Raw genomic sequence first — 21,122 nt, 5'->3', positions numbered from 1 at the left:
GGTCATGGACTTTGATTATTTGCTGACCGGCTTCTTCGGCACGACCGAGCTCGGCGAGCTCTCTCCCGATCAACTCGCCTCGGGCATCGAGCGGCTGCAGGTACAGATCGGATTGGAGCGGGACGACGGACGGCGTTTCGGCTTGTGGTGCCTGGCCTATATGCTGGGTGTCGCGCCGGACGTCACTGCAACCTTCGAGGACGAAGACGACCGCAACGCCGCGCGCGACTTCATGGACACGGTCGATCGTGAGATGGATGCCGAGGAGCAGAGCTGACACTCTTGCGATCCTGCGGTCGTATCTCCGAGCATGGCTTTCACATGGCGTGACGGGACCAGACCGCCAGGCACGCCGTGACGGCGGCGGACAGCATGGCAGAGGCGAGAATGGCTTGGCTGAGATTTGCGAGCATTACCGGAACCCCTGAATTCGTCCGTGTCGCTAACGTCCACGCGGTCCGCTAGGGTGCATGCAATCCTCGGTCCTCGCGACAAAACGATGGCGCAAGGCATTGAAATCGGCGGATGCGGGGCCATTTTCCGTCCATCGTCAACAACGGAAAGGAGGTGATCGGATGTCTCATTGTCAGATGCCGATTGCGGCAACGAAAACGATCATGGCGGCTTCGCTGGAGCATGGCCGGATCTGAACGATTGCCGGCCTCGGTCGACAATGGAAAGGCCGCTCCGTAATGGAGCGGCCTTTCGCTTTTGAGGGCCGGTGCGGGACCCGCCCTATGACTGGTGCGTGCGATTATCGCTCGGCGGATGCGATGGTCCGGAAGGAGATGGATCGCATGAAAGTCTTCCTGGATTTCGAAGCGTCGTCGCTGTCCGATCAAAGCTACCCGGTGGAAGTGGCCTGGGTGTTCCAGGACGGGCGGACGGAAAGCCATTTGATCAGACCGGCCCCCGGGTGGACGGATTGGAGCCCGGAGGCGGAAGCGATCCACGGCCTGAGCCGCGCAATGCTGGAGGAAGAGGGGCAGCCGCACGATGTCGTGGCGGCCCGGATGATCGAGGCGTTGAGCGATCATGAGCTCTTCGCCAGCGCACCGTCCTGGGATGGCAAGTGGCTGAGCGTGCTTCTGCGCGGTGCCGGGCTTCCGCGTCACGCCCTGCGGTTGCGCGACACGGACGAGGCCTTGCGATCGACGGCGACCGATATCCTTCAGGCCGTGATCCCCGGCGCCCGGCTGGATGCGGAGGTTCACGCCCTGGTCTCGGCCGCCAATGCGGCGAGGAGCGCCCATCCTGCGCACCGCGCGCTTGCCGATGCATTGGGCGAATATGAGACCTGGTGCCGGGTGCGGCAGGCCGCACGCGCGTTTCCACGGCCCCCGGCTATCTAGCGCCAGTTGGTCGCGCGCAGGATCGCATCGTCGACCGGCACGTCATGAAGCTGGCGGTAGCGGGCCTCGACGAGGCTGAAGAGGCCAAATGCCAGCAGCCCGACGCCGATGATGATGTCGAACGGGCTGGTCAGCCATGACAGCACGCGCGCCATCCCGCCCGCCTCGCTCGCCTGTTCCTCGATCCCGGCGCATGCGAGAAGGTAGCCGCTGATGAGGAACACGATACCGCGCGCCGCATAGCCCGCACGTCCGCTCCACTGGACCCAGGCCTGTTTCGCGACCGATGGCGCAAGGTAGCGGAGAAAGGAGCCCTTCGCGGCCTTCACGAGCTGGACCACGCCAAGCACGGCCAGGATCGCCGCGCCGAGCAGGACCAGCGCCCAGCCGCCCGGCAATTCCATGGCCGTCCGTGCGCTGTCCTGGGTGCTGTCCCCGGACAGGGCCGCACCGCGCATCAGTTGGATCGATTTCGATGCGAGCAGCAGATGAATGCCGCCGCTGACACCCGCGCCCACCCGTTCCATCACGCCTTTGCGATCGGAGCCGTGACGCTCGATGTCGAGGGCAGCATCGGCTAGGCGCCATATGCCGTACCCCATCAGTCCGGCGGCAATCACCAGGAGCAGCACCCGGCCTCCGCCGCGACCAAGATATTCGATCGCCCCACTCGGATCTTCCGCCCGGCCGGTGCGAAGGATGAGCATGGCGATGACGATGTACAGCAGGCCGCGCGTCGCGAAGCCGATCCGGGTCAAAGCCCTAAGGCGCGAATTGGCGGTCATACATTCTCCCTTGTCCGGGCATAACAAGGGCTTCGCCATCTCGTTCCAGCGGTGCAACGGTTTGGGGCATCGTCCGGCACATCAATGACGGCGTTCAGATGGGGCGGCGTGGTCGGCGGCGATGGTTGCGTCTGGCATGCTTTCGCCGATGACGTCCTTCCGCTTTGGGTCTAAGACGCATCCATCCCGGCCTCCGTTTCGGCAGGTGCATCGAAAGGACCGGAATCATGGACGCTTATCTCGCTCGCACCCCCGGTGAACCGCTGGAAACCCATGCTGGCGCGGGTGGCGGCATGAGCGAGAGCGAAGCGGCGCTGGCGGCGCAGGTCGCGGCCATGGAGCGGTTGCAGGAACTCAGCACGCTGCTGGTCGGCGACGAGGTGCCTCAGGCGATCTACGAGGCCATCGTCCACGCCGCCGCGGATCTGGTCGGTTCCGAGATGGCGAGCATCCATATGTTGGACAGGGGCGAGCGTCTGCAGCTCCTCGCCCATTCCGGCTTCGATCCGGACGCCGCCTCCCATTGGCAGACGCCAACCGCACCCTCCATCGGTACCTGCGGCACCGCCCTGGCGACGGGGCGGCGGGTCACGGTCCATGATGTCGAACAGGACGCGGTGGCGGCCCCTGGCGATGATCTCATAGCCTATCGCGCGGCGGGTGTTCGTGCCGTGCAGATCACACCGCTCCTGTCCCGATCCGGCAAGGCTCTCGGTCTGTTGTCGACCTATTGGACGCAGCCGCATACGCCATCGGCCCGCGACCTGAAGCTGTTCGACGTCCTCGCCCGTCAAGCGGCGGACGCGATCGAACGCATCCTGTCCCAGGCCGCGCTCCGGGAAAGCGAGGCGCGGCAGGCCTTCCTCTTGGCGCTTTCGGACGAACTGCGATCGCTCAAGACCCCGGCGGATATCGCCTCCGCCGCCGTACAGCGGCTGGGCGAGCGGTTCGGCCTGAGCCGCGTCTTCTATGCCGAATATTTCGGCACCGTGATGCGGGTCGAGCGCGACTTCACCAACGGCGTGGAGTCGATTGCGGGGGAGCATGATCTCGCGGCGTTCGGACCCGACCTGCTCAACGCCTATCGCGCTCATCGGGTGGTGAAGACGGACGATGTCAGCATCGATCCACGCTTCAACGACCAGGCTCGGGCCGGATTGGCGGCGAGGCAGGTCGGAGCCTATCTCGATGTGGTCCTGTACGAGGAAGGCCATTGGGTCAGCCTGCTCGCTCTGCAAAGTGCGACGCCTCGTCGCTGGTCATGCTCGGAAGAGGGGTTGTTCCTGGAGGTCGGCGAACGGGTCAAGGTCGCCATCGAGCGCGCGCGGGCCGAGGATAATCTCCGCGAGCTGAACGAGACGCTTGAAGCGCGGGTGGCCGGGCAGATGGCGGAGCGCAATGTTTTCGCGACGCTGTTCGAGATCACCGATGTCATGATCATGGCCGTCGACCTCGACTATGTCATCACCGCGATCAACAAGGCCAATGCCGACGAGTTCGAGCGCATCTATGGTGTGCGTCCGGGCGTCGGCGACAATATGCTCGATCTTCTCGCCGACAAGCCGCTGGAACAGGCTCATGTCCGCGCCGGATGGGCACGCGGCCTGTCCGGCGAGGAGGTGACGTTCGTCGAGGATTTCGGCGATCCGGAACGCGTTCGACCCTATTACGAGATCAAGTTCCGCACGCTCCGCGACGATGCCGGCGAACCGATCGGCACCTATCAGTTCGTCACCGACGTCACCCAGCGGTTGCGCGATCAGGCGCAGTTGCAGGAGACTCAGGAGGCGCTGCGCCAGAGCCAGAAGCTGGAGGCGATGGGCAGCCTGACCGGCGGCGTGGCGCATGACTTCAACAATCTGCTGACGCCCATCATCGGCTCGCTCGACATGCTGGTGCGCAAGGGCGTCGGCAACGAGCGCGAGCGGCGCCTCATCGACGGTGCATTACAGTCGGCGGAACGCGCCAAGACACTCGTGCAGCGGCTGCTCGCCTTTGCCCGTCGCCAGCCGCTTCAGCCGACGGCGGTCGACGTATCGCGCCTCATCGAGGGAATGTCGGGCCTGATCGGCGTGACACTGGGGTCGTCGATCGAGATCCAGCTCGATCTCCCCGACCTGCCGCCCGTCAAGGCCGATGCCAATCAGCTCGAGATGGCGTTGCTCAATCTGGCGGTCAACGCCCGCGACGCCATGCCGCGGGGAGGGCGGTTCACCATCACGGCCACCCGCGCCAGCGTGCAGGAGGGCGGCTGCGATGGTGCGCCCGGCCGCGGCCATTATGTTCGCCTCAGCGTTCGCGACACCGGAACCGGTATGGACGCCGAAGTGCGGCGGCGTGCCGTCGAGCCCTTCTTCTCCACCAAGGGCATCGGCAAGGGTACGGGGCTGGGCCTGTCGATGGTCCATGGTCTGGCGGCCCAGCTCGGCGGCGGTCTCACGATCGACAGCGAACCCGGCCTTGGAACCTCGATCGACCTGTGGCTTCCCATCAGCGCGACTCTGCCGAACGATGACGACGCCATGCTCCTGGTATCGCCAAGCGGCGCAGGGCGTGGGGTCGCCCTGCTGGTCGACGATGAGGAACTGGTCCGCATCAGCACCGCCCATATGCTGTCCGGACTTGGCTTCGAAGTGGTGGAGGCCGCATCGGGCAAGGAGGCGCTGGGGCTGTTGGAGGGCGGCGTCAAACCAGACATCCTCGTCACCGATCACCTGATGCCGGGCCTGACCGGCGCGGAGCTGGCGCGAACCGCCCGGACGATGCACCCGGCGCTGCCCGTGCTCGTCGTTTCCGGCTATGCGGAACTGGAAGGGATCGCGCCGGACCTGCCCCGGTTGTGCAAGCCTTTCCGGAACGCGGAACTGGCGGCGAGCCTTGCCAGTCTGACCCCCGGCATGTTCACATAATGGGTCCCGATCGGGACGCGTGTTCGGCGCTGGTGTCGATCGAACATGGTCGCGACGCTGAAACTTCAGCCGATTCCTTGTAAGTCGATTGTCGTCGCAAATCTGCGCGAACCCTTTTTATTAGGCTCCACATGGTCTGAGTGCGTCCGCAAAGCCATGCTCGCTCATTCCAGCCATTTCGGGACGTCCCGTATGAGCTGTTGGGAACGGCACGCGAGATGGCGGCAAAAATTTCCGTTCTCCATGGATTCTATAATCTCGATCAGCTATGGCTGCCCTGTCCAGCGATTCACGGGAAGGAGGGCGACGATGACCGATCAGATCATGCCCACCCGTGGAGCACCCCTCACCGGTGGCCTTCTCCGCCACTGAGGCTTCCGGTCGTACGCGACGCCGAAACCGACCATCGCTGATAGAAGGACCGCGCGCCGACGCGCGGGTATATGTCCATGATCGAAGACGACTATGATGCCGAGGACCGGCTTCCGCGCGCCTCCGTGGTGCGTCGGGTGCTGGCGTTCACCTTGCGGCTATGGGGGCGGATGCCATGGCTGACGGCGGGATGTGCGGCGGCGATGCTGCTCGCGACCCTGACCGAGGTGTTCGTGCCGCTATACGCCGGCACCATGATCGACGCGGTGAGTGGCGGTAACCCGACCGGCGCCTGGCGCGCTTTCGCGGTCATCGCGGCGCTGGGCGGCGCGATGGTGGTTCTGCGCCATTTGGGCTGGAGGGCGATCACGCCGTTGACGCTGAACATGATGCGCGACGTGACCCAGGAGGCGTTCGTTCGGGTCCAGCGGCTGTCGACCGACTGGCATGCCAACGCCTTTTCCGGCTCCACCGTGCGACGGATCACGCGCGGCATGTGGGCGCTCGACACGTTGAACGACGTGCTGCTGCTGTCGCTGCTCCCGTCGCTGACGGTGCTGGTCGGCACGGTGGCGTTGCTTGCGCTGCACTGGCCGGTGCTGGGCTTGGTCATGGGAATAGGCGCACTCGCTTATATCGTCCTGACGATCATGCTGGCGACGCGGGTGCTGGCGCCGATCGCGCGTCTGTCGAACCAGTGGGACACCAGGATGGGCGGGGTGCTGGCGGACGCCATCGGCACCAACGCGGTGGTAAAGGCATTCGGCGCGGAGGCGCGGGAGGAAGCGCGGCTGACAACGGTCGTCGCCAAATGGCGCAGGCGCACGCTGCGGACGTGGCTGGCGTTCACCTGGGCCGGGTCGGGCGAACTCGCTCTGCTATGGGTCATCCGCATCGTCGTGACGGGCGGGGCGCTGTGGCTATGGTCGCGGGGCGATGCCAGTGCGGGGGACATGACCTATGTCGTCACCAGCTATCTGGTCCTCAACGGCTATCTTCGCGACATCGGGCAGTATGTCCACCAGTTCCAGCGGGCGGTGAACGAGATGGAGGAGCTGGTCGAGCTTCATGGCGAGCCGCTGGGCGTCGCCGATCGCCCCGACGCCCGTCCGATCCGCATCCATGGCGGCGCGATCCAATTCGAAAATGTGGACTTCCGTTACGCCGGGCAGGACCGCTCGCTCTACGAGCATTTGTCCGTCACCATTCCGGCAGGCCAGCGGGTTGGCCTGGTCGGCCCCTCGGGGTCAGGCAAGACCAGCTTCGTCAAGCTGGTCCAGCGCCTCTATGATGTGGATGGCGGTCGGGTGACGATCGACGATCAGGACGTGGCGCGGGTCACGCAGGTGTCGCTGCGGCGGCAGGTGGCGATCGTCCCGCAGGAGCCGGTGCTGTTCCACCGCTCGCTGGCCGACAACATCGCCTATGGCCGCCCCGGCGCGACGCAGGCGGAGATCGAGCGGGCGGCGCGGCTGGCCAATGCGCACGACTTCATCGCCGCCCTGCCGAAAGGCTATCGCACGCCGGTCGGCGAGCGCGGTGTGAAACTGTCGGGGGGCGAGCGTCAGCGGGTCGCGATCGCCCGCGCCTTCCTGGCCGATGCCCCGATCCTGATCCTGGACGAGGCCACCTCCAGCCTCGATTCCGAGAGCGAGGCCGCGATCCAGCAGGCGATGGAGCGGCTGATGGTGGGCCGCACCGCGATCGTCATCGCGCATCGGCTCTCGACCGTGCGGGCGCTCGATCGCATCCTCGTGTTCGCGGGAGGCCGCATCGTCGAGGATGGCACGCATGATGCCCTGCTCCGCGCGGAGGAGGGCCATTACCGCCGGCTCTTCGAGCGGCAGACGGGAAAACCCGCCGCGGAGATCGCAGTCTAGGCAGTTTGGAAGGTGGCGCGCCATTCTCATCGGGATCGTTGATCGGGAAGCGGGGTGATAGCGCCGATGTTCATGTAGGAAGCCAGGATCAATACGGAGTGGAGGGCAGGATCGTCTCCTGCGAGCCTCTTAGGCGCTGTTTCCGCCGAAACAGCGGGGGGGGGGCAGAGTAGGGGTGGTCGCCCGGATCGGGCAGCGCGACGGTCCCGCGCAACGGCGATGCAAAGCTCTCCGCATCGATAGGCTACAGGCCGGCACTTTCCATTGCATTGAGACAGCGCTGGATGTGCTGGCGGTTGGTTGCCGCTGGTGCGACTGCCCGGCCGATTACGGAGCATCCACGACGATCTGCGGCCGGTTCAACCGCTGGTCGCGCCGTGGCTTATGGCTCAAGCTGCTCGACGCGCTGGCGGATGCCGGCGTGGTCGCGAAGAATACCGCGATCGACAGCACCTACACCAAGGTCCGCGACTTCCAGGCGACCGTTGTCGAGACCTCGCTGACGCAGACGGTGCAGTTGCGCGGCTATCTGTCCAACATCCCGCAGGTGACGGTGAAGGGAATCGAGGCGGACGTGACCGTGCTGATCCTGCCGGGGCCTCAGTGCGTCGACCAGCTTCGCCTATTCGGACGGCGAATACGCTAACTATCCCGCCGGCCTGTGCTCGCTGGACGTGCAGACAGCCGCCACCACGCCGTGCAGCCTGACCGGCCGCCGGCTTGCATTGCCACCACGCTTCGCGATCACGCCGGGCTGGATTACCAGCGGCCCGTGGGTGACGGGCAGGTTTTCGTCCAAAGCGACACCGCTTTGCCGATGGGCTGGAGTTGATCGTCTGGGTCCGAACTTTGCTCGGCGCCGATTACATCCAGAACATGACGATCCAGGCGGGCAATTCCGGATTGATCGTCGGCACCCCGAGCGATCCGCACACCATCTGCGGGACGATCCGCTTCCGCCTGTGACCGTCCCCCGAGATGAATGAGCGCCTGAAGTCAGCAAGCCGGAAGCGGGGCACGAACACCGGAACATGGGTCTATTTCCGAAACATCAGCGTCTTCGAATTCGTAAACTCCGCAAGACCTTCCGCGCCGTTCTCGACACCGAGACCGGATTGCTTGTGCCCGCCGAACGGGATTTCGAGACCGTGAATGTGGATCTCGTTCACCCATACGGTTCCGGTTTCCAGACGTCGTGCCACAGCGATCGCGGCGTCGCGATCGGGGCCCCAGACGGATCCGGCCAGCCCGAATTGCGTGTCGTTCGCCTTTGCTACGACCTCGTCGATCGTATCGAAGGCGATGATCGGCACGATCGGGCCGAACGGCTCCTCGCGGACGATGCGGCTGTCTTCGGGCGGGTTGTCGACCACGGTGACGGGGACGAAATTGCCCGCCAGAGTCTCGTCGATCGTCCCGCCGAGCGGGGTGGCATAGCGGTTCGCCTTGGTGTCGGCGAACAGGTCGCGTAGCTTGTCGTACTGCATGCGGTTCTGGATCGGACCCAGGTCGGTGCCCGCATCCATACCGTCTCCCACCGTCTTGGTCCGCCCATATTCGACGAACGCCTTGACGAAGTCGGCATGGATCGAGCGATGGACGTAGAGCCGCTTGGAGGCGATGCACCATTGCCCCGAATTGCCGAAGGCCGCCCAGAAAAGCGTCGGCACCAGTGGTTTCCAGTCCGCACCCTCCAGCACGATCGCGGCGTCGTTGCCGCCCAGTTCCAGCGTCACCCGCTTGATCGTGCCCGCGCCCGAGGCCATCACTTTGCGACCCGTCGCGGTGGAGCCGGTGAAGCTGACCTTGGCGATATCGGGATGCTCGGCCAGTTGCTGACCCAATGCGTTGCCGCCCGACACGATGTTGAGCACGCCGGCCGGAAAGATGCCCTGCGCGATCTCGCCGAAGCGCAGCGTACAGAGCGGCGTGTAGGGCGATGGCTTCATCACCATCGTATTGCCGCTGATCAGCGCCGGCGCGATCTTCCACAGGCCGAGCAGGACCGGGAAGTTCCAGGGCGTGATCGCGCCGACCACCCCGAGCGGCGTGCGTTCGATCAGGACGATGTGGTCGGCATTATCCTCGACCACCTCGTCGGGCAGGCGGCGCGTCGCGGTTTCGCGCACCCATTTGATCGAGGCATCGACCTCACCGGTCGCCATGGAATGGCGCGGCTTGCCCTGTTCGAGGGTCAGGAGGGTGATGAGTTCTTCCCGATGGGCCTCCAGCGCATCGGCATAGCGCGCGATATAATCGCCGCGCTCGTCCCAGGACAGCGCCGACCAGGCCGGGAACGCCTGCTTCGCCGCGGCGATCGCCGCCTCCATATGCTCCGCCGTGCCATCGGGTGCCTGTGCGAGCACGGCATTGGTGGCGGGGTTGAAGACGTCGAACGTGGTGTTGGTTTCCACCCGCTGGCCGCCGATGGTCAACGCATAGGGCGCGGCGAAATCGGCCCGCGCCGCATCGGCGGTGTCGACGGGGCGATCGAGCAGCGTGTCGGTCATGATCTCTCTCCTGTCAGGCGGGACGGACGATGGGCTTGAGGACCCGGCCGCTTTCCGAATCCTCTATCGCGGTGTTGATGTCGGCCAGGTCGTAGAATTCGACGAGCCGGTCGAAGGGGAAGCGTCCGGCGCGCCACAATTCGATCAGCTGCGGTATGAAGACCTGCGGCACGCTGTCGCCCTCGATGATGCCGCGCACGGTGCGACCGAACAGCAGCGTGTTCATGTCCAGGCTGGCGCAGTCGCCCAGGTTCGCCGCGCCGATCAGCCCGCAGGTACCGGGAATGCGCAGCGCGTCGACGGCCTGTGCCAGCACTTTCGGGTTGCCGGTGCATTCCAGCGTGAAGTTGGCACCGCCACCGGTGATCTCGCGGATGCGCTCGACCGCGTTTTCTTTGCCGCCGTTGATCCCGTGCGTCGCGCCCAGTTCCTGGGCGAGCGCGAGGCGATCGTCGTGCAGGTCGACCAGGATGATCGTGGTGCAGCCGATCGCCGAGGCCGCCATCGCCGCGGAAAGCCCGACCGAGCCCGCCCCGAAGATCGCGATGGACGAGGCGGCGGGCGGTTTCAGCGCATTGAGGACTGCCCCGGCGCCGGTCTGGATGCCGCAGCCGAGCGGTCCCATCAGTTCCAGCGGCACGTCCTTTCGGATCGGGATGGCGTTGCGTTCGGTCGCGACCGCATAGGTGCCGAAACTCGACTGCGCGAAGAAGGCACTGCCCAGCGGATGGCCGTGCGCGTCGCAGACGGCTTGGCTGCCGTCCATCCGCGCGCCTTTGAAATTGCGGTCGTAGAACTCGGCGCAATAGCCGGGCCGCCCCGACCGGCACTCGCCGCAGCGGCCGCAATGACCATAGCTGAGGACGACGTGATCGCCGACCTCCAGGCCGGCCACGCCCTCGCCGATCTGCTCGACCACGCCCGCGCCCTCATGGCCGAGCACCAGTGGCAGCGGTACGGGATAGCCCTGGTCGCGCACCACCATGTCGGTGTGGCAGACCCCGGTGCCGACGATCTTGACCAGCACCTCGCCGGCGCGGGGGGCTTCGAACCGGGCGTCGATGACGTCGAGCGGCTCGGACTTCCGCTTCGCGACCGCGACCTTGCCTTCGTACATCGCGTCTCTCCTCAGATCGTCCGGCCACCGTCGACGGGCAGCGCGACACCGGTGATGAAGTCCGCCGTGGCGAGATAGACCGCAGCGTCAGCCACATCCTCCGGCTCGCACAGGCGGCCGAGTGGGATGCTCCCCAGGAATTTCTCGCGATTTTCGGGCGTGTCGGGCGCGCCCATGAAGTCGGCGAGCATCGGCGTCGCGCCCATCACCGGGCAGATCGCGTTGACGCGGATTTTCCACGGCGCCAGTTCGACCGCCAGCGACTTGGACAGCATGTTGGTCGCGCCTTTCGACCCGTTATACCAAGTCAGCCCCGGCCTGGGCCGGATGCCGGCGGTCGAGCCGACGTTCAGCATCACCCCGCCGCCATGGTCGCGCATCGCCGGTACGACGGCCTGGACCATGTTGTAGATCGACTTGACGTTCACCGCGAAGACCCGGTCGAACGTCGCCTCGTCGACGTCGAGCAGCGGCTGGTTCCTGTGCGTCATGCCGGCATTGTTGATGACGATGTCGGGAACGCCGAACGCGTCCGTCGTCGCCTTCACGGCGGCATCGAGATCCGCGCGCGCCGTGACGTCGGCGGTAATGCCGATCGCCTTGCCGTCACCGATTGCCGCCGCGACCTCCGCCGCCTTGTCGCCATTTAGATCCACGACCGCGACCCTTGCGCCGAGTGCGGCGAAACGGTGCGCCATCGCCTTGCCGAAGCCGCTTGCGGCGCCAGTGATGAGGGCGGTCTTTCCGTTGAGATCCATCATTCGCTCCTGCGTCAATAAGCGGGCATGGCAACGGCGTTCGACACGGTCAGGGCGACGCCGTCCGGGTCACGCGATCACATCGCGCCGATCTGTTGCAGCATCCCCAGATTGTCCATCAGCGCCCAATGCTCGGTCAGCTTGCCGTCCTTGATATGGAACAGGTCCATCACTTGGAAATCCACCGGCTTGCCCGTGGCGGGAATGCCGAGATCGTCGCCCGAATGGATCGCCTTTACCCGCAGATGGACCAGCACGCTGTCACCCTGCGCGACGGTTTCAACGATCGGCAGCTCGATCTGCGACAGGTTGCCGTGAAGGAACTCACCCAGCTTGCGTACGCCTTCGATCCCGCGCACCTCGAACGGCAGGCCGGGATCGTGGCGGACGAAATCCACGGCGATATGCTCGCGCCACCACGCCTCGTCGCTCGCGGCGAAGGCGGTGAAATAATCGCGGGCGAGCTGGGCATTGGCATCGGCCGTCATGAGGATCCTCTCAGAGATAGGGCTTGGTGTCGCGGAAGGCGGGGCGCTCGGCGGTCGCGGTGACCAGCGCGTCGAGACGGGGCATGCTCGCGACCCAGGGTTCGTCCTTGAACCGCAGGTCGAGATAGTCGCGCGCGACGACGGCCGTGATGACCGCGATGTCGGGGGTGCCGCCGCCATATACGGGTGGGGCCGCCTCCAGCGTGGCCAGACCGTCGACGATGGTCCGGATGCGACGCTTGCCGACCCGGTGCCGGGCGAAGTCGGGATCGACCTGCATCCGGTTGGTGACGATCGTCGCCTGCGCATCGATCACGCCCATCGCTCGCCCCGCCAGGCTGACGACCCGATCGAGGTCGCCCGTCAGCAGCGAAGGCTCGGGCACCTTCCGCTCGAGCCACAGCAGGATGAGCAGGCTTTCGGTGATCGGCAGCCCGGCGTCAGTTTCCAGCGCCGGCACCCGCGCGGCGCTATTCAGCGCCAGCAGCGCGGGCGCGTCCTCCCACGGATTGACGATCTCGGTCCCCGCCAGGTCGAAACCCTTCTCGCCCAGGGCGATACGCGCGATGCGGGCATAGGGCGAGGTCGTGTTGGTCAAAATGCGCATCAGACATCTCCCTCGCGCACGACGGCATAGCCCAGTCGCGGCAGGTGGACATGGACGGTGCCGGCGGCGTCGCTGTCGTGCCGCACCACGATCTCGCGGGCATTGGCGGCGACCAGGATGCCGCGCACGGGATCATTGGCCTGATCGGCCCGAACCAGCACCGCATCGCCGGCAACGAGGCCGCCGGGATCGTCGCCGGCGACGCCCTCGACCGGATCGGGTGAGGCATGGCGGGCCATGGCGAGCGCGTCGGCGGCGGTCATGGTCGTGCGCTCGCCGTGACCGATCGCGGCGATCCGGTCCATCCACGGCGCCAGCGCCTCCAGCGGGATCAACCGGGCGATCGCCTCGCCGCCATTGCCGCGCGCGAACCACAGGGGATGATAGGCCGCGAGGTCGGCCGCCGACAGCGTATCGCCGAACAGGAACGGACGCCCGTCGCTGAGCATGTCGGCGAGGATGTCGATCAGCGCGGTCACCCGCTGGCGATTGACCGGTGCCGCTTTCCGGCTTGCCGCGAGCGAGAAGTCATGTTTCATGAACGCGATCCGGTCGGCGATGAATTCCGCCGGCACGCCGTCGCCGATGATCGACGTCGTCAGCGTCGCCGCAGGCACGAACCCCGCCGCATCCGCCCAGGCGGCAAAGGCGGTGACCGCGCCGATCTGTCCCGCCGGGTACAGCGCCCGGTCGGGATAGCGGCGATCCAGTTCGGACAGGATCAATGCCGTGTCGCAATAGACGTCCGCACCGATCTGGAGCGCGGGGATACGCCGGTAACCGCCCGTCAGCGGCACCATGTCGGGACGCGGCGGCCAGATCGGTACCTCGACCGAGTCCCACGCGACCTGCTTGTGCCCGAACGCCAGCCGCACCTTCTCGGCGAAGGGCGACAGGTCGTAATGGTGGAGGATCGGGCGGGTCATGCGCAGCACTCCGTCAGCATCGCCTCGGCCTGCGCGACCGTCATCTTGCGCGCGGACGGACAGGCAATGATCGTGTCGGGACGGGCGGTGGCCGGGTCATAGTCTCGCGCCGCGATGCCGGCGTAGAGGCCCGGCACCGCCCGCCGCGCCATCTCCGCGACGCGGTCACGCGGCAGCTGTTCCGGCGTGAAGGCGAGCGGAAAGGCGATATCTCGATACAGGTCGCGCACCGCCTCGGCCGCCGCCTCGATGCATTCGGTCCGCGACAGGCCGGCGGTATCGACGTCGAGCGCCTCGGCCAGCGGGCGTACCTTGTCGGGCAGCACGGCGAGGTCGAAGGCCAGGACATGGGGGAGCAGGATGCCGACGCCGTAAGGATGCGGCAGGTCGAGATGCCCTTCCATCGGCAGCGACAGCGCATGGCCATGGCCGAGCCGTGCATTGCCGCAGGCGATATTGGCCATGCACGAGGCGATGAGGTTGTCGGCCCGCGCCGCCTCGTTGTCCGAGTTGATCGATGCGCGCAGCGAACCATGCTGCAGCTTCACCGCCGCAATCGCCAAGGCATCGGTGATCGGCGATCCGATTGCGCTGACATAGGCTTCGACCGCATGGGTCAGCGCATCGACCGCGGGCAGCGCCGCGACCCGCATCGGCAGCGAGGCGAGCGTGACGGGATCGAGGATCGCGGCGTCCGGAAAGCTCAGCGGGCCGCCGCCGAGCAGCTTCAGATGACGTTCCTCGTCCTTGACGATCGTCCATTGCGACACCTCGGAACCTGAGCCGGCAGTCGTCGGGACCATCACCATCGGCAGCGCCCGCTTGTCGAACGCGCCGACACCGGTGCATTCTGCCATCGGCTTGTCGTTGGTCGCGACGATCGCGATGCCCTTGCCGGTGCACATCACCGATCCGCCGCCGATGCAGATCACGCCGTCGACGCCCTCGCGGCGGACCCGCTCGCCCTGCTGGTCGATATGCGAGCAGCGCGCATCGATCCCGACCTCGTCGAAGCGGGTAACGGCGATGCCCTTGTCGGCCAGCACCTCGCAGGCGGCGGCGTGGAAGGGCTGCGCGGAGATGACCGGATCGGATACGACCAGCACCTGCGTCATCTTCAGGTCGCGCGCGACCTGACCGATGGTCGCGAGCGACCCCGATCCGGCGACGACGCGGGTCGGCATATAGAAATTGGTGACCAAGGCCGTTCCTCTCCCGGCGGCTTCCGCGCTGCGGAGCCGCTCTGTCTCAGATTCGTAACGCGCGACGGCGGGCGGGGCGCAATATCGTTTTTGTCGTGCCGCTATCGCGTCCTGCTATGGTCCGCCGGCTCAGCCGTGCTTGAAGATCGTCGTGCGGATGGTCGATGCATCGTGCAGCGCCGCAAAGCCCTTCTCGCGCCCGTGACCGGACTTCTTCATGCCGCCGAACGGCAGTTCGATGCCGCCGCCCGCACCGAAGGCGTTGATATAGACCTGGCCCGCGCGGATCTGGCGCGAGACGCGCAGCGCCCGGTTGCCGTCGAGCGACCACACCGCCGCCATCAACCCATAATCGGTATCGTTGGCGAGGCGCACCGCGTCCTCCTCGTCCTCAAAGCGCAGCACGGCGAGAACCGGGCCGAACACCTCCTGCGTCGCCAGTTCGTTCTCGCGCGGGACCGGTCCATAGATGCGGGGCGCGACGAAGAAGCCGCCCTCCGGCACGCCGTCGGCGACCTTGCCCTGCGCCAGCACGGGAACGCCGCTCGCCTCCGCGCGCTCGAAGAAACCCTCGATGCGCTTCTTCTGGGTGGCGTTGATGACGGGGCCGAGCGGGCCGTCCATCTCCGGCGTGCCGGCGGTGAGCTTGCCGAATTCCTCGGCGAGCGCGGCGACCACCGCATCGAATGCCGATGCCTCGATCAGCACGCGCGATCCCGCCGAACAGGTCTGGCCGGAATTCTGCACCATGCTGGTCGCGATCACCTTGGCCGCAGCCGGGATGTCCGCGTCCGCGAAGACGACGTGCGGGCTCTTGCCGCCCAGTTCCATCGTCACGCCGATATGGTTCTTCGCGGCGGCGGTCTGGATCAGCGTGCCGACCTCTGGGCTCCCGGTGAAGCTGATGAAGTCGATACCGGGATGATTGGCCAGCGCATCGCCCGCTTCCTCGCCCAATCCCGGCACGATGTTGATCGCCCCCTTGGGAAAGCCGACCTCGGCCGCCAGTTCGGCGAGGCGCAAGGGGGTGAGGCACGCGTCCTCGGCCGGCTTGACGACGCAGGCATTGCCCATCGCCAGCGCGGGACCGACCGTGCGGCCGAACATCTGTGCGGGGTAGTTCCAGGGGATGATATGCCCGGTCACGCCGTGCGGCACATGTTCGGTCGTCACGAAATAGCCGGGCATGAACGGAATGGTGTCGCCATGGACCTTGTCCGCCGCACCGCCGTAGAACTCGAAATAGCGCGCGGTGGCGACCATGTCGTTGCGCGCCTGGGTCAGCGGCTTGCCGGTGTCGCGGGACTCGAGTTGCGCCAGCTCCTCGGCATGCTCGGTGATCTTCAGGCCGAGCTTCGAGAGCAAACGTCCACGCTCGGTCGCGCTCAGACGGCCCCAGTCGCCCGCCAGCGCGGCCCGTGCCGCCGCGACCGCAGCGTCCACGTCCTGGCCATTGCCCGCCGCGATCTTGGCAAAGACCACGCCCTCGGCCGGTGCAACGACGTCGATCGTCTTTCCCGACTTCGATGCCATCCACTGATTGTCGATGAACACACCCTGCGCTGGCGATTTGGTGACTTCGGTCATGTGATCCTCTCGAGTGTCGGCGAGTGGCATCCACCGACCTATCTGACGGATGTAGATGTGCTGGTCCGGCTCAACGCTCGCCAAGACCGATTTGCGCTCAGGGTTATAGGCTTACGCTATGCCCCATTATCAGACGCTGGTCCGCATCCTGGCCTCACCCCACACACCGTCACGAACGAGGACACGCAAGGTGCGCCGGCACAGTCGCTCCACGGCGCGCATCGCCGCCGTCGCCGGACGATTGGCGGGTTCGACGATATGGACCGTCCGCTGGAACGGCGGGTCGAACCGCCAGGCGTGCAATTTGCCCGCCGCCACTTCGGCCGCCACCGAATGGTCGGGAAGGATCGACAGGCCGAGGCCGTCGCCGACCAACGACTTGATCGCGCTATAGGCATCGATCTCCCATTGGGTGGTGATATCGACATCGGCCTTGGCGGCCTGCTGCTCCACCAGGTCGCGGAGGCCGTGCCCGGGGCTGGGCAGGATCATCGGCATGCCGGCGAGCTGTTTCATGCCGATCGTGTCGGATGCCGATGCCAGCTCGGTGACGGCCGGATCATCGACCGCCCCGAACAGAACCAGCGTCTCCGTCAGCACGCCGGTCGATCGCAGTTCGCGGTCCTCGACGAACGCGTATAAGAGACCGAGGTCGACCCGACCCTGCCGCAACCAGTCGAGCACATAGCCGCTCATCGCCTCGGCCACGCGGAGCTTGATCTTGGGGAATTCCACGCGGGCGGCCCGGACCAGCGGCACGCCCAGCACCTCCGCGATGGACGAGGGCAGACCGATCGCCACTTCGCCGGCGGGTTCGGCATCCACGCCGCGGATCGCGTGTTCCACCTCCTCGAAACGGCTGACGATCTCGCGCGCATGATGGAGGAGGAGCGCGCCGGCCTCGGTCGCCTGCACGCCCTGTGCGGTGCGGAACAGCAGCTTGACGCCCATGTCCTCCTCCATGTTGCGGACATGGAGGCTGAGCGACGGCTGTGCGACGTTCAGCCGCTGCGCCGCCCGCGAGATGGAACCGCATTCGACGATCGCGATGAAGTAGCGAAGCTGTCTGACGTCCAAACCCCGGGCCTTTCCCTATGCCGCGCGAGGGGCGGACTGTATCCGATTATCGTGATGCGTACTCCGATCGCAACGCCGCGTCATGCTCACCCAGCGCCGGCACGGCACCGAATGCCGGATCCTGATTGTCGATGCGCGCGCCCGGTGCAAGGTAGCGAACGGGGCCGGCCGGTGTTTCGACGGTGACGAACCGGTTCTGCGGATGGGCGGCGAGGTCGGCCATCGAACTGACCCGGCCATAGGCGATCCGGGCGCGCTCCAGCCGCTCGATCATCTCCGGTCGATCGACGATGGCGAAGGCGGCGGTCACGATCGCGTCCAGCGCATCGCGGTGCTGAACGCGCGCGCTGTTGCCGACGAAGCGCGGATCGGTCGCCACCTCGGGCTGCCGCAGCACCTCGCGGCACAGGTTCGCCCATTCGCGCTCGTTCTGGATCGAGAAGAGCACGGCCGCGCCGTCGCGGCACCTATAGGCGCCATAGGGCGCGATCGTCGGGTGGTTGAGCCCCGACCGCGCCGGCTCCTTGCCGCCATAGACATATTGGAGATACGGCACGTTCATCCAATCGGCGAGCGCGTGGAACAGCGACACGTCGATGTGACGCCCCCGACCCGTCTTCATCCGCCCGATCAGCGCCTGAAGAACTGCCTGGAAGGCGGTCATCCCCGCGGCAATGTCGCACACCGAAACGCCGACCCGCGCCATCCCATGTTCGTTGCCGGTGATCGTCGACAGTCCGCTTTCGGCCTGGACGAGCAGGTCATAGGCCTTGAGGTCGCGATAGGGACCCTCCAGCCCATAGCCCGAGATCGAGCAGGTGATGAGGCGCGGATCGCGCGCGCGAAGGTCCGCCGGCGCGAAGCCGAGCTTGTCGATCGCACCGGGCGCGAGGTTCTGGATGAACACATCGGCGGAGGCGATCATCCGGGCGAGCATGTCCCGGTCCTCTTCGGCCTTGAGATCGAGCCGGACCGACTCCTTGCCGCGATTGAGCCACACGAAATAGGCGCTCTCCCCCTGGACGAGATGGTCGTAGCCGCGCGCGAAATCGCCCTCCGGGCGCTCCACCTTGATGACGCGCGCACCGGCATCGGCGAGACGGCTCGACAGATAGGGGGCGGCGACCGCCTGCTCGACCGAGACGACGGTGATATCCGCTAGATCGCTGTTCACGTCGGCCTTACCTCGAATAACAAAGGCGCTACCGTGACGCTCCGGCACCATGATGGCCAATAGGGTTGCGGTCAGGCTCTCATAGCGTGTTGTTATGGGCGATCGATCGATCGCATGGCGGTAAGCGCAGGATGATATGGGATCGCCGATGCGGCGGGATGGCATGACGCCGTCATGACCAACCTCCCATCCCCGCTCCAGACCCTGGCCTTGCCCCTGTTCCTGCCGGCGGACCGGCTCGACCGGTTCGACAAGGCTGTCGCATCCCATGCGGACGCGATCATCCTCGACCTCGAAGACGCGGTGTCGCCCTCGGCGCGTACCGGCGCGCGCGACGGCCTACGCAGGCTGGCGTCGCGGATCGCCGCTGCGCCGGTGCCGGTCCTTCTCAGGATCAACGCGGTAGGCACGAACGATCATGCCGAGGATCTCGCCGTCGCGCGCGACTTGCCCCTTGCCGGGATCATGCTGGCAAAGGCGGAGCGCGCCGAAGACGTCATGACCGTCGGAACGGCATGTGGCCGCGAGATCGTCTCGCTGATCGAAACCGCTCGCGGCCTGGCCGCAGCGCGGGCGATCGCGACCGGCTCGGCGCGGCTTGCCTTCGGATCCCTCGACTTCGCCGTCGATTTCGGCTGTGCGCACGACCGGGACGTGCTGACTATGGCTCGGATGGAATTGGTCATGGCCAGTCGTCTTGCGGGCATCGCAGCGCCGCTGGACGGCGTGACGACGGCGATCGACGATGCCGCGCAGATCGAGGATGATGCCCGCTATGCGGCGCGCATGGGGTTCGGGGGAAAACTGCTGATCCACCCCGCACAGATCGCCCCGGCCGCCGCCGGGCTGAGCCCCGATGTGACAGAGGTGGCCTGGGCGCGCCGCATTCTCGCCGCCGCCGTCGAAAGCACAGCCGGCGGCGGTGCCCTGTCGGTCGCTGGCACCATGGTCGATGCGCCCGTCTTGCGGCGCGCGGAGCGGATCATCGCCCGACACGATGCGATGGTGAAATGATCGGGGTCGCCCCATCATCGGTGCAGGCCCCAAGCGTCTTGCTATAACAGTCATAGGGATTTGCGAATGGACGCCATCTGATCGGCGTAGTCTCATCGTCATCAGAGAGAAGGTGCTGATAAGCACTTCCACACAGCCTTCCGGCAATGGGACGTTGTGGTGCGCCGATGAGGAGAGGCACTTCGATGAACTCGATGATGAACGGTCGCGACCGCGAACATACCAATCCGATATTCAACGACAACAAGATGAAGCTTGGCGTGTTCGGCTTCAACGCGAGCAACGGCTGTGCCGTCACCATGGCGCCGGAGCGGCACATCCCGGACTGGGATCGCGACCTGAAGATGGCGCAGGCGGCCGATCGGATGGGGTTCGAGGCGCTGGTGCCGCTGGGGCGTTGGCGCGGCTTCGACGGGCCGACCAACTTCAACGGCATCTGCTTCGAAACCGCGACCTGGGCGGCGGGCCTCGGTGCCGGGACGCGGAATCCGGCGGTCATGGCGACCCAGCATGTCCCGACGATCCACCCCATCGTCGCGGCCAAGGAAGCGGTCACTGTCGATCACATCAGCGGTGGCCGTTACGGCATCAATATCGTCTGCGGCTGGTTCACGCCCGAAATGGAGATGTTCGGCGGCAAGATGATGGAGCACGACCTGCGCTACGACTATGCGCAGGAGTGGATCGACGTCGTCAAGATGTTCTGGAGTCGCGACGATTATTTCGACTTCGAGGGTAAATTCTTCAACATCAAGAAGGGGTTCGCGCAGCCCAAGCCGATCCAGAAGCCTTTTCCGCCGCTGATGAATGCCGGCGGATCACCCAAGGGCATGGATTTCGCCGCACGCAATTGCGAGATGGTCTATCTGCTGCTCGATCCCGTCGACATGGACAAGGCGCGTGCCCAGATCGCGAAGTACAAGGATCTCGCGCGCGAACGGTACAACCGCGACATTCAGGTATGGACCTATGTCTATGTCGTGCAGCGTGAGACGCAGAAGGAAGCGGACGACTTCCTGCATTACTACGCGACCGAACATGGCGACGACGAGGCGACGGATAATATCCTGCGCACGCTGGGCGTGGAGACGGGCATCTTCTCGCCCGAGGAACAACAGCGGTTCAAGTTTCACTTCAAGGCCGGCTGGGGCGGTTATCCGCTGGTCGGGACGCCGGAGCACATCGTCGACACGATCCAGGCGCTATCGGATATCGGGCTGGACGGCATTTCGCTGACCTGGGTGGACTATACCGACGGTATCGCGCGGTGGGAAAAGACCATGATGCCGCTGCTCGAGCAGGCGGGTCTGCGTCGCAGCTTCGCTCGATCGGCATGAGAAGGTGGGCGCTCCGACCGAAATAGC

The 21,122-nt window shown here is 65.9% G+C and carries 19 protein-coding genes; 8 read left to right on the top strand and 11 right to left on the bottom strand.

Features of this window, described 5'->3' with window-relative positions:
- Positions 1–4 precede the first annotated feature (4 nt).
- Together QE452_RS07380 and QE452_RS07375 are read left to right on the top strand one after the other, a co-directional pair.
- Positions 5–277, top strand: a complete 273-nt coding sequence (locus QE452_RS07380; protein ID WP_309658875.1) for a hypothetical protein — start codon at positions 5–7, stop codon at positions 275–277.
- 520 nt (positions 278–797) lie between these two features.
- A complete protein-coding gene (locus QE452_RS07375) occupies positions 798–1,352 on the top strand; it encodes a transcriptional regulator (protein WP_309658876.1) in 555 nt (184 codons plus the stop codon).
- On the opposite strand, the gene QE452_RS07370 is transcribed toward QE452_RS07375, so the two are convergent.
- Complete coding sequence (locus QE452_RS07370; protein ID WP_309658877.1) at positions 1,349–2,137, bottom strand: DUF1206 domain-containing protein; 789 nt, start codon at positions 2,135–2,137, stop codon at positions 1,349–1,351. The genes QE452_RS07375 and QE452_RS07370 overlap by 4 nt on opposite strands.
- Positions 2,138–2,364: 227 nt before the next feature.
- On the opposite strand from QE452_RS07370, the gene QE452_RS07365 reads away from it, so the two are divergent.
- The 4 genes from QE452_RS07365 to QE452_RS07350 all read left to right on the top strand — a co-directional run bounded on the left by QE452_RS07365 (position 2,365) and on the right by QE452_RS07350 (position 8,264).
- Entirely contained in the window at positions 2,365–5,046 is a 2,682-nt protein-coding gene (locus tag QE452_RS07365; RefSeq protein WP_309658878.1) for a GAF domain-containing protein, read from the top strand.
- 443 nt (positions 5,047–5,489) lie between these two features.
- Positions 5,490–7,298, top strand: a complete 1,809-nt coding sequence (locus tag QE452_RS07360) for an ABC transporter ATP-binding protein (protein ID WP_309658879.1) — start codon at positions 5,490–5,492, stop codon at positions 7,296–7,298.
- A gap of 175 nt (positions 7,299–7,473) precedes the next feature.
- Positions 7,474–7,944 carry a transposase gene (locus tag QE452_RS07355; RefSeq protein ID WP_309658880.1) on the top strand — a complete coding sequence of 157 codons (471 nt, stop codon included), beginning with the start codon at positions 7,474–7,476 and terminating at the stop codon, positions 7,942–7,944.
- A 182-nt stretch (positions 7,945–8,126) separates the two neighbouring features.
- A complete protein-coding gene (locus QE452_RS07350; protein ID WP_309658881.1) occupies positions 8,127–8,264 on the top strand; it encodes a hypothetical protein in 138 nt (45 codons plus the stop codon).
- A 71-nt stretch (positions 8,265–8,335) separates the two neighbouring features.
- Here QE452_RS07350 and QE452_RS07345 read toward each other — a convergent pair whose 3' ends face one another.
- The 10 genes from QE452_RS07345 to QE452_RS07300 all read right to left on the bottom strand — a co-directional run bounded on the left by QE452_RS07345 (position 8,336) and on the right by QE452_RS07300 (position 18,744).
- Positions 8,336–9,808: an aldehyde dehydrogenase family protein gene (locus tag QE452_RS07345; RefSeq protein WP_309729807.1), complete on the bottom strand. Its 1,473-nt coding sequence runs from the start codon at positions 9,806–9,808 to the stop codon at positions 8,336–8,338.
- A gap of 13 nt (positions 9,809–9,821) precedes the next feature.
- A complete protein-coding gene (locus QE452_RS07340) occupies positions 9,822–10,925 on the bottom strand; it encodes an NAD(P)-dependent alcohol dehydrogenase (protein WP_309658883.1) in 1,104 nt (367 codons plus the stop codon).
- 11 nt (positions 10,926–10,936) lie between these two features.
- Positions 10,937–11,683, bottom strand: coding sequence for an SDR family oxidoreductase (locus QE452_RS07335; protein ID WP_309658884.1), 747 nt, complete (start codon positions 11,681–11,683; stop codon positions 10,937–10,939).
- Between the two features lie 77 nt (positions 11,684–11,760).
- Complete coding sequence (locus QE452_RS07330; RefSeq protein ID WP_309658885.1) at positions 11,761–12,171, bottom strand: ester cyclase; 411 nt, start codon at positions 12,169–12,171, stop codon at positions 11,761–11,763.
- A 10-nt stretch (positions 12,172–12,181) separates the two neighbouring features.
- Positions 12,182–12,778 carry a glutathione S-transferase family protein gene (locus QE452_RS07325; RefSeq protein WP_309658886.1) on the bottom strand — a complete coding sequence of 199 codons (597 nt, stop codon included), beginning with the start codon at positions 12,776–12,778 and terminating at the stop codon, positions 12,182–12,184.
- On the bottom strand, positions 12,778–13,704 hold the full coding sequence (locus tag QE452_RS07320; RefSeq protein ID WP_309658887.1) for a glutathione S-transferase family protein: 927 nt from the start codon (positions 13,702–13,704) through the stop codon (positions 12,778–12,780). Before QE452_RS07320 ends, QE452_RS07325 begins: the two co-directional genes overlap by 1 nt.
- Entirely contained in the window at positions 13,701–14,906 is a 1,206-nt protein-coding gene (locus tag QE452_RS07315; protein ID WP_309729803.1) for an iron-containing alcohol dehydrogenase, read from the bottom strand. The genes QE452_RS07320 and QE452_RS07315 overlap by 4 nt, the downstream gene beginning before the upstream one ends.
- 129 nt (positions 14,907–15,035) lie before the next feature.
- Complete coding sequence (locus QE452_RS07310) at positions 15,036–16,493, bottom strand: aldehyde dehydrogenase family protein (RefSeq protein ID WP_309658889.1); 1,458 nt, start codon at positions 16,491–16,493, stop codon at positions 15,036–15,038.
- Positions 16,494–16,622: 129 nt separating this feature from the next.
- The gene (locus QE452_RS07305; protein ID WP_309658890.1) at positions 16,623–17,570 is read right to left on the bottom strand and encodes a LysR substrate-binding domain-containing protein; all 948 of its coding nucleotides are present in this window, start codon (positions 17,568–17,570) and stop codon (positions 16,623–16,625) included.
- A gap of 46 nt (positions 17,571–17,616) precedes the next feature.
- Positions 17,617–18,744 (bottom strand): CaiB/BaiF CoA-transferase family protein, encoded by a 1,128-nt coding sequence (locus QE452_RS07300; RefSeq protein WP_309658891.1) that lies wholly within the window; start codon positions 18,742–18,744, stop codon positions 17,617–17,619.
- Between the two features lie 210 nt (positions 18,745–18,954).
- On the opposite strand from QE452_RS07300, the gene QE452_RS07295 reads away from it, so the two are divergent.
- Positions 18,955–19,758 carry a CoA ester lyase gene (locus QE452_RS07295; RefSeq protein ID WP_309658892.1) on the top strand — a complete coding sequence of 268 codons (804 nt, stop codon included), beginning with the start codon at positions 18,955–18,957 and terminating at the stop codon, positions 19,756–19,758.
- A gap of 185 nt (positions 19,759–19,943) precedes the next feature.
- Positions 19,944–21,095 carry an LLM class flavin-dependent oxidoreductase gene (locus QE452_RS07290; protein WP_309658893.1) on the top strand — a complete coding sequence of 384 codons (1,152 nt, stop codon included), beginning with the start codon at positions 19,944–19,946 and terminating at the stop codon, positions 21,093–21,095.
- The last annotated feature ends 27 nt before the right edge of the window (positions 21,096–21,122 follow it).

Origin of the sequence: Sphingomonas sp. SORGH_AS_0438 (genome assembly GCF_031453475.1) — a bacterium.
In the GTDB taxonomy this organism is placed as follows: domain Bacteria; phylum Pseudomonadota; class Alphaproteobacteria; order Sphingomonadales; family Sphingomonadaceae; genus Sphingomonas.
This window is presented reverse-complemented; position numbering and strand designations above follow the sequence as displayed.